Origin of the sequence: Halomonas sp. SIMBA_159, assembly GCF_046536035.1 — a bacterium.
Lineage (GTDB): Bacteria > Pseudomonadota > Gammaproteobacteria > Pseudomonadales > Halomonadaceae > Vreelandella > Vreelandella venusta_A.
In genome coordinates this window covers 1-249 of sequence record NZ_JAWJBT010001200.1, presented here as the reverse complement: position 1 = coordinate 249, position 249 = coordinate 1, and the positions used below count along the sequence as shown (strand labels likewise).

The window sequence follows — 249 nt, the reverse complement described above, 5'->3', positions numbered from 1 at the left end:
CTGGCCTTCTTTGCCTGCAACCGATAGTTGCGTCCCGGCATTTGCCCGCGTGACCACTTCGGAAGAGGTGTTAGCTTGTGCACGAAGGTTGGTGCCATCCGTAAGAACGGTTACTTGCTCATTCGTGGTGCTCGCTTGCTGCGCTGGCTGGTCAGATAATTCGCCGTAGAAGGCATAGACCCAGCCAGTTTTGCCGTCCTGAAGTTCAAGCTGGACCCAATTGCCGTCCATGCTTTTCACATTGAACAC

1 protein-coding gene is annotated in these 249 nt (G+C 54.2%); it reads right to left on the bottom strand.

Annotation, left to right across the window (positions count from 1 at the left end):
• Window positions 1–231, bottom strand: a 231-nt coding sequence (locus tag R0J87_RS23065) for an SH3 domain-containing protein (RefSeq protein ID WP_498889272.1), incomplete at its 3' end; no start/stop codon positions are given.
• Window positions 232–249: the final 18 nt, after the last annotated feature.